The organism is Streptomyces sp. PA03-5A, assembly GCF_033792725.1.
GTDB lineage: Bacteria > Actinomycetota > Actinomycetes > Streptomycetales > Streptomycetaceae > Actinacidiphila.
In genome coordinates this window covers 159,894-167,896 of sequence record NZ_JARAVL010000022.1, presented here as the reverse complement: position 1 = coordinate 167,896, position 8,003 = coordinate 159,894, and the positions used below count along the sequence as shown (strand labels likewise).

The window sequence follows — 8,003 nt, the reverse complement described above, 5'->3', positions numbered from 1 at the left end:
GTCCCGCCCGGCGCACCCGCAGCGTCACCGAGGGCTCCGCGAGCCAGACCCCCGCCGCGGCCCCTGCCGCCACCCCGCGCCGCACCCGCTCGGCGGGCGACGGCTCCGTCAGCCAGGCCGGCACCGCCGGGAGCCCGGCGGCTCCCGGGACCTCCGCGGTTCCTGCGGAGCCCGCGACGCCCCGCAAGCGCACCCCGGACGCGCCCTGGGACGTCCCCCGCGACCCCGAACCGGCCGCCGCCCCGGCAGCGGAAGCGCAGCCCGACGCCAAACCCGCCCCGGCAGCGGAAGCGCAGCCGGAACCGGCGAAACCCGCGACCGCACCGGACGAGGGCCGGGACGGCGGACCCGCTCGGCCCACCGCGGACGCCGACACCCCCGGCACCACCCCGGACACCCCCGGCAACGACGACGCAGAAGGAGGCAGCACACCGTGAGCGACGCCCTCGAAGTGATCCTCCGGCTGCTCGCCGTGCTCGTCGCCTTCCTCGTCCTGCCCCTCGTCGTCGGCCAGACCGAGCACAAGGTCATGGCCCACATGCAGGGCCGCCTCGGACCCATGTACGCCGGCGGCTTCCACGGCTGGGCCCAGCTCGTCGCCGACGGCGTGAAGTTCGCGCAGAAGGAGGACGTGGTCCCGGCCGACGCGGACCGGAAGATCTTCCAACTCGCGCCCGCCGTCGCGCTGCTGCCCTACCTCCTGGTCATCGTCGCGATCCCGGTCGGCCCCGGCGGACTCGTCGGCCAGGACATCGACGCGGGCCTGTTCTTCGTGCTCGCCGTCATGGGCGTCGGCGTGCTCGGCTCCCTCATGGCCGGCTGGGCCTCCGCCAACAAGTTCTCCCTCCTCGGCGGTCTGCGCACCGCCGCGCAGCTGATGTCGTACGAGCTGCCGATGCTGCTCGCCGCCGCGTCCGTCGCCATGGCGGCCGGGACGCTCTCGCTGCCCGGCATCGTCGACGCGTACGCCTGGTGGTGGACGCCGTGGCAGCTGATCGGCGCCTTTGTGTTCTTCACCGCCGGCCTCGCCGAACTCCAGCGGCCGCCCTTCGACATGCCCGTCGCGGACTCCGAGATCATCTTCGGTGCCTACACCGAGTACACGGGCATGCGCTTCGCCCTGTTCCTGCTCGCCGAGTACGCCGGCATCGTCGTGCTGTGCGGCCTGACCACCGTCCTGTTCCTCGGCGGCTGGCACGGCCCCTGGTCCGGCAGCCTCGGCTGGCTGTGGACGCTGCTCAAGACCGCGGTCCTGGCCTTCGTCGTCATCTGGCTCCGGGTCACGTACCCGCGCCTGCGCGAGGACCAGCTGCAGAGGTTCGCCTGGACCGTCCTCATCCCGCTCGCCCTGGCCCAGATCGCGCTCACCGGCGTGGTGAAGGTGGTGATCTCCTGATGGGCATCCCCGGTTCCGGCCTGGCCAAGGGCCTCGCCGTCACCTTGCGCACGATGACCCGGCGCTCGCACACCGCGCAGTACCCCGAGGTGCAGCCCGAGCTGCCGCCCCGCAGCCGCGGTGTGATCGCGCTGTTCGAGGAGAACTGCACGGTCTGCATGCTGTGCGCCCGTGAGTGCCCCGACTGGTGCATCTACATCGACTCCCACAAGGAGACGGTGCCCGCCGTCACCCCCGGCGGCCGCGAGCGCAGCCGCAACGTGCTGGACCGCTTCGCCATCGACTTCTCGCTCTGCATGTACTGCGGCATCTGCATCGAGGTGTGCCCCTTCGACGCCCTGTTCTGGTCGCCGGAGTTCGAGTACGCGGAGACCGACATCCTCGACCTCACCCACGAGCGCGACAAGCTGCGCGAGTGGATGTGGACGGTGCCGGCCCCGCCGCCGCTCGACCCGGCCGCCGAGGAGCCCAAGGAGCTCGGTGCCGCCCGCAAGGCCGCGGAGAAGGCCGCCGCCGCGGTCGCCGCCGCCGAGGCTGGGCAGCCGGGGGGAGACGCGTGAACCTCTCCGCGGCCCACCCCGGTTTCCTGTCCCCGACCGGGGTCGAGATCGTCTTCCTCCTCGTCGGCGTCGCGACCCTCGCCGCCGCCGTCGTCAGCGTCACCACCAAGCAGCTGGTGCACGCCGCACTGTGGCTGGTCGTCGCGCTCGGCGGCGTCGCCGTCGAATACCTGCTGCTCACCGCCGAGTTCATCGCCTGGGTGCAGGTGCTGATCTACGTCGGGTCGGTCGTGGTGCTCGTCCTGTTCGGGCTGATGCTCACCAAGGCGCCCATCGGCCGCTCCCCGGACGCCGATTCGGGCAACCGGATCGCGGCGCTGGCCGTGGCCGTCGCCGCCGCGGGCACGCTGGTGTGGGTCGTGGTGGACGCCTTCCGGGCCACCTGGATCGACGTGGACGGCGCCGCGCAGGGCTCCACCAAGGTCACCGGCCGGATCCTCTTCCAGCACTGGGTGCTGCCGTTCGAGGCGCTGTCGGTGCTCCTGCTCGCCGCGCTCGTCGGTGCGATCGTCCTGTCCCGCAAGCAGTCCCGTCAGCAGCCGGGGGAGCAGCGCTGATGCATCTCGCCTATCCCGCCGTCCTCGCCGTCCTCCTGTTCTCCGTCGGCCTGTACGGCGTCCTCGCCCGGCGCAACGCGATCCTCGTCCTGATGTCGGTCGAGCTGATGCTGAACGCGGTCAACCTCAACCTGGTCGCCTTCGACGTCTGGCTCCGCGACACCCTCCACGCCGGGCAGGCGCTGACGCTGTTCGTCATCGTCATCGCCGCCGCCGAGATCGGCATCGGCCTCGCCATCGTCCTGCTGGTGTACCGCAACCGGGGCAGCTCGGACGTCGACCGCCTCACCGACCTCGCCGAGCACGACCCGCACGACCCGCAGGGCGAAGGGGACGGGCCCTCCGCACCCGAAGAGAAGGCCGAGGCCGCAGCGTGACCCTGACGACCCTCGCCGTCCTCGTCCCCCTCCTCCCCTTCCTCGGCGCCGTCGGCGGTCTGCTGCTCGGCCGCACCGCCCCCGGCTTCGTCCGGCCGCTGGCCGTGCTGCCCACCGCGACCGCCTTCGTGCTGGCGGTGGTCGTCGCCGTACGCCAGGGCAGCGGCCCGGCCACCGACGCCGCGAGCCGGCTCACGCCGACCGGCTCGGTACCGATCGACCTCGCCCTGCACCTCGACGGCTTCGCGGTCCTCATCGCCGTCCTCGTCGGCCTGGTCGCCACCTGCGTGCAGCTGTACTCCACGGCCTACCTGCGCCACGACCCGCGCTACGCCTCCTACTCCGCCCTGGTCTCCCTCTTCACCGCCGCCATGTTCCTGGTCGTCTACACCGGCGACCTGATGGTGCTGCTGGTCGGCTGGGAGGTCATGGGCATCTGCTCGTACTTCCTGGTCGGCCACTACTGGGAGACCGAGGTCGCCCGGGCCGCCTCGCTCAAGGCCTTCCTGGTCACCAAGCTCGGCGACGTCCCCTTCCTGATCGGCGTCTTCGCGCTCGCCGCCGACGCCGGGACGTTCCGGATCAACGGCATCCTCACCACGGCCACCCACGGCGGGATCGCGCACCCGACCCTCGTCGGCCTGCTGCTGCTCGCCGGTGTCGCCGGCAAGTCGGCGCAGTTCCCGCTGCACACCTGGCTGCCCGACGCGATGGCCGGCCCCACCCCGGTGTCCGCGCTGATCCACGCCGCCACGATGGTCGCGGCCGGCATCTACCTCGTCGCCCGGCTGCTGCCGGTCTTCGAGGCCTCCACCGTCACCCTCGCGGTGCTCGGCGTGCTGGCCGCCGTCACCATGATCGGCTCCGGTCTGGCCGCGCTCGCCCAGGACGACATCAAACGCGTGCTCGCCTACTCGACGATCGGTCAGCTCGGCTACATGGCCGCTGCCCTCGCCGTCGGCGACCGCAGCGCCGCCGTGTTCCACCTGGTCTCGCACGGTGCCTTCAAGGCCCTCCTCTTCCTCGCCGCCGGCGTCGTCATCCACGCCGCCGGCACCAACTCGCTGGCCGCGATGTCCCGCATGGGAGACCTCGGCAAGCGCGTCCCCGACGCCATGTGGACCATGGGCATCGCGCTGGCCGCCCTGGCCGCGATCCCGCCCTTCTCCGGCTTCTTCTCCAAGGAGTCGGTGCTGCGGGCGGCCGAGCACGCCGCCTCCGGCCACGCCGAGGGCGTCCCGTCGGCCGTCGGCTGGCTCGTCCTGGTCGCCGCGCTGGTCACCGCCGTGCTCACCGCGGGCTACGCCACGCGCCTGTTCCTCCTGGCCTTCCGCGGCCAGGGCGCCGCGGCCCCCCAGGCCCACGGCAAGGAACCGGCCGTCATGACCGCCGTGCTGTGGGTGCTGGCGATCCCCACCCTCGCCTTCGGTGCCGTCTCCCTCGTGCCGAAGTTCTTCGACCTCCCCGCCTGGCTCGACGGCAACGAGCTCGCCCCGACCCTGGTCACCTCGATCCTCGGCGTCGGCCTCGGCGTCGTCGGCATCCTGGCGACCTACGGCGCCTGGCAGGCCACCGCGACCCGCCGCAGCGCGCCCATGGGGGCCCTGGTCCCCGCGGCGGCCGACGAGGAGCCGGCGCTCACCGAGGCCGCCGCCTCGCAGACCCACGAACAGGTCTACGGTGACGTCGCCGCCGCCCGGGACCCCGGCGACCCCGGACGCCTGCTCCTCGGCCCGCTCTTCGAGCCCGCCTCGCACGGCTTCCGCCTCGACGCCCTGTACGCGGCGCTCTTCGTCCGTCCCGTGCTCGCCGCCTCCGGCCTCGTCCGCTTCCTCGACCGCGAGGTCGTCGAGACGTACGTCCGCGGCGCGGGCGGACTGCCCCGGCTGCTCGGGGCGCTCGTGCGCCGCACCCAGACGGGCAACGTGCAGACCTACATCAGCGTGCTGCTGGCCGGCTCCGTGATCCTCGCCGTCCTCGTCGCCGTCGGAGCGTGAGCCGTGAACGACACCGTCCTCCAGTACGTCCTCGCGGCCGCCGTCGTCCTGCCGCTGCTCGGCGCCGCGGCGGCCCTGCTGCCGCCTCCGCCCGGTCTGCGGGGGAAGGACCCCGACCAGGCCGTGCTGCGCCACGGCGTCACCGTCACCGGTCTCGTCCTCGCCCTGAGCATCGTCCTCGCCGTGGGCTTCGACCACGACCACCCCGCGACGATGCAGGCGAGCACCGACATCAGCTGGATCCCGGCCCTCGGCATCCGCATCCACCTCGGCATCGACGGCATCAGCCTCCCCCTCCTCGTCCTGAGCGCGCTGCTGACCTTCCTCTGCGCGCTCTACAGCTACTTCAAGATGCCCGCGGGCCCGTCCCCGAAGGCCTTCGTGGCGCTCCTGCTCCTCCTGGAGACGGGCACGCTCGCCACCTTCGCCGTACTCGACCTGCTGCTCTTCTTCCTCGCCTTCGAGACGGTCCTCATCCCGATGTACTTCCTCATCGCCCGCTGGGGCGGCGAGAACCGGGAGAAGTCCGCCCTGCGCTTCATCCTCTACACACTGCTCGGCTCCGTGATCATGCTGCTCGGCCTGCTCCTCATCGGGTTGAAGGCGGGCACATTCGACATGGTGGCACTCGCCACTGACAGTGGCCCCTCAGCAGCTCTCAGTCACTCCACGCAACTGGTCGCCGTCCTCGCCATCGGCCTCGGCCTCGCCGTCAAGACCCCGATGTGGCCGCTGCACAGCTGGCTCCCCGACGCCCACACCGCCGCCCCCACGGTCGGCTCGGTGCTCCTGGCCGGCGTCCTGCTCAAGATGGGCACGTACGGCTTCGTGCGGATCCTGCTGCCCATCGCCCCCGAGGGCATGCAGACCTTCGCGCCCTACCTGGCCGCCTTCGGGGTCGTCGGCATCGTCTACGGGTCGCTGGCCTGCCTGGCCCTGGCCCGCCGCGGCGCCGGAGGCGACCTCAAGCGCCTCATCGCGTACAGCTCCGTCGGCCACATGGGCTTCGTGCTGCTCGGCATCGCCAGCCTGACCACCACCGGTGTCAACGGCGCACTCTTCGCCAACATCGCCCACGGACTCATCACCGGCCTGCTCTTCTTCCTGGTCGGCGCCCTCAAGGACCGCTACGGCACCACCGACCTCGACGGCCTCGCGGGGCAGACCGGCGCCGCGCTGTACGGCAAGGCCCCCCGCATGGGCGGCCTGCTGGCCTTCGCCGCCGTCGCCTCCCTCGGCCTGCCGGGCCTGGCAGGCTTCTGGGGCGAGATGCTCGCGATGTTCGGCTCCTTCAAGCCCGCCCCGGGCCTGGACCGCGGCGCCTACCTCGTCTTCACCGCGGTCGCGGCCTTCGGCACCCTGCTCACCGCCGCGTACCTCCTCCTCGTCGTGCGCCGCGTCTGCATGGGCGAACGCGACACCGTCCACGCCGCGCCGGCCCTCGCCGACGTCCGGGGCTACGAGTTCGCGGCTTGGACCCCGCTGGTCGTCCTGACCGTCCTCGCGGGCCTCTGGCCCGCCGCCCTGCTCGGCCTCACCGACCCGGCCGTGCGCACCCTGCTCGGAGGCAGCTGATGAGCACCCTCGCCACCTCCGTCGTCCAGTCGGTCGACTGGGCCGCGATCGCCCCGCCCGCCATCGTGGCGGCGGCCGCGCTCGTCGTACTGGTCGCCGACCTCTTCCTGCCCGACGGCCGCAAGCAGCCGCTGGTGGGGATCACCCTGGCCGGCCTCGTGCTGGCCGGGCTGAGCCTGCTGCCGCTGCTGGACGGCGACCGCACCACCTTCTGCCTCGTCGGCAGCCCCGCCGACTGCTCCTACGTCGCCGACCACTTCACCCTCGTGGTGCAGCTGCTGGTCCTGGCCGGAGCGCTCGTCGCGGCCCTGCTGTCGGTGCACACCCTCGACGAGCTGCCGGCCGGCGAGTTCTGGTTCCTGCTGCTCTCCTCGGCCTCCGGGGCCGCGCTGCTGCCCGCCTCCCGCGACCTGGCGACCCTCGTGATCGCCCTGGAGGTGACCACCCTCCCGTCGTTCGCCCTGGTCGGCCTGCGCCGCGGCGACCGGCTGTCGAGCGAGGCGGCCCTGAAGTTCTTCCTGTCCTCGGTCGCCGCGACCGCCGTCACCCTGCTGGGCGTCAGCTTCGTCTACGCCGCCACCGGAACCCTCCACCTGGAGGCCATGGCCAAGGGACTGCAGGGCGTCGACCCCCGCCTGGACACCCTCGCCGCCGCCGGCGCCGCCCTCACCGTCGTCGGCTTCGCCTTCAAGCTCGCCGTCGCGCCCTTCCACTTCTGGGTGCCCGACACCTACACCGGCGCCCCGCTCCCGGTCGCCGGCTACCTGTCGGTCGTCGGCAAGGCCGCCGGGTTCGCCGGCCTCATCCTCGTGACCGTCGTCGCCTTCCGGCCGTACGCGCACGTCTGGGGCCCCGCCGTCGCCGTCCTGGCCGCCCTCACCATGACCGTCGGCAACGTCGCCGCCCTGGTGCAGCGCCCCGACCGCCCGCGCAGCGCGGTCCGTCTGCTGGCCTGGTCGTCCATCGGCCAGGCGGGCTACCTGCTGGTCCCGATCGCCGCCGCGGCGTACACCGACCCCGACCGCCAGGTCGGCACCACCCTCGCGTACGCGCTGATGTACGGCGCGGTGAACCTCGGCGCCTTCGGCGTGGCCGCGCTCGTCGCCCGCACCGCGCCGCAGAACCGCCTCACCGACTACCGCGGCCTCCACAGCAGCCACCCGCTCGCCGCACTGGCCATGGCCTTCTTCCTGCTCTGCCTGGCCGGCCTGCCGCCCGGCGTCATCGGCCTGTTCGCCAAGGTCGCCGTCTTCTCCTCGGCCGTCGACGCGGACCTCGGCTGGCTGGCCGCCGTCATGGCCGTCAACGTCGTCATCGCACTCGTCTACTACCTTCGGTGGACGGTCCTGCTCTTCGCGAAGCCCGGGACGGAACCGGCCGCCACCGCCCGCCCGGCCGGCACCCCGCGCCCGCTCGGCGCCGCCATCGCGCTCACCGCCGTCGTCGGGATCGTCCTGTCCGGCGCACCCCAGCTCATCCTCCGCTTCGCCTCCGACACCCTGCTCTGAGCACCCCGAAGAAGGTGCACAAGGGAACTAACG

The 8,003-nt window shown here is 72.7% G+C and carries 7 protein-coding genes and 1 pseudogene; all 8 read left to right on the top strand.

The window, feature by feature from the left end; genetic code table 11:
• Positions 1–437, top strand: a pseudogene (locus tag PV410_RS26920) (NADH-quinone oxidoreductase subunit C); the annotation flags it as partial.
• A complete protein-coding gene (gene nuoH, locus PV410_RS26915) occupies positions 434–1,396 on the top strand; it encodes an NADH-quinone oxidoreductase subunit NuoH (RefSeq protein ID WP_500328201.1) in 963 nt (320 codons plus the stop codon). The pseudogene PV410_RS26920 and the gene nuoH, both read left to right, overlap by 4 nt.
• Positions 1,396–1,956: a NuoI/complex I 23 kDa subunit family protein gene (locus PV410_RS26910; RefSeq protein WP_500328200.1), complete on the top strand. Its 561-nt coding sequence runs from the start codon at positions 1,396–1,398 to the stop codon at positions 1,954–1,956. Before nuoH ends, PV410_RS26910 begins: the two co-directional genes overlap by 1 nt.
• Positions 1,953–2,513: an NADH-quinone oxidoreductase subunit J family protein gene (locus tag PV410_RS26905; RefSeq protein WP_500328199.1), complete on the top strand. Its 561-nt coding sequence runs from the start codon at positions 1,953–1,955 to the stop codon at positions 2,511–2,513. The genes PV410_RS26910 and PV410_RS26905 overlap by 4 nt, the downstream gene beginning before the upstream one ends.
• The gene (gene nuoK / locus PV410_RS26900; protein ID WP_499513365.1) at positions 2,513–2,890 is read left to right on the top strand and encodes an NADH-quinone oxidoreductase subunit NuoK; all 378 of its coding nucleotides are present in this window, start codon (positions 2,513–2,515) and stop codon (positions 2,888–2,890) included. The genes PV410_RS26905 and nuoK overlap by 1 nt, the downstream gene beginning before the upstream one ends.
• Positions 2,887–4,887, top strand: a complete 2,001-nt coding sequence (locus PV410_RS26895) for an NADH-quinone oxidoreductase subunit 5 family protein (protein WP_500328197.1) — start codon at positions 2,887–2,889, stop codon at positions 4,885–4,887. Before nuoK ends, PV410_RS26895 begins: the two co-directional genes overlap by 4 nt.
• A 3-nt stretch (positions 4,888–4,890) precedes the next feature.
• Positions 4,891–6,462, top strand: a complete 1,572-nt coding sequence (locus PV410_RS26890) for a complex I subunit 4 family protein (protein ID WP_500328196.1) — start codon at positions 4,891–4,893, stop codon at positions 6,460–6,462.
• A complete protein-coding gene (locus PV410_RS26885; RefSeq protein WP_500328195.1) occupies positions 6,462–7,970 on the top strand; it encodes an NADH-quinone oxidoreductase subunit N in 1,509 nt (502 codons plus the stop codon). The genes PV410_RS26890 and PV410_RS26885 overlap by 1 nt, the downstream gene beginning before the upstream one ends.
• Positions 7,971–8,003 lie beyond the last annotated feature (33 nt).

What these genes read in the sequence shown, in the direction of transcription:
- PV410_RS26910 (WP_500328200.1), top strand. Translation starts at nt 1,396, where the DNA reads ATGGGCATCCCCGGTTCCGGCCTGGCCAAGGGCCTCGCCGTCACCTTG.
- nuoK (WP_499513365.1), top strand. Translation starts at nt 2,513, where the DNA reads ATGCATCTCGCCTATCCCGCCGTCCTCGCCGTCCTCCTGTTCTCCGTC.
- PV410_RS26885 (WP_500328195.1), top strand. Translation starts at nt 6,462, where the DNA reads ATGAGCACCCTCGCCACCTCCGTCGTCCAGTCGGTCGACTGGGCCGCG.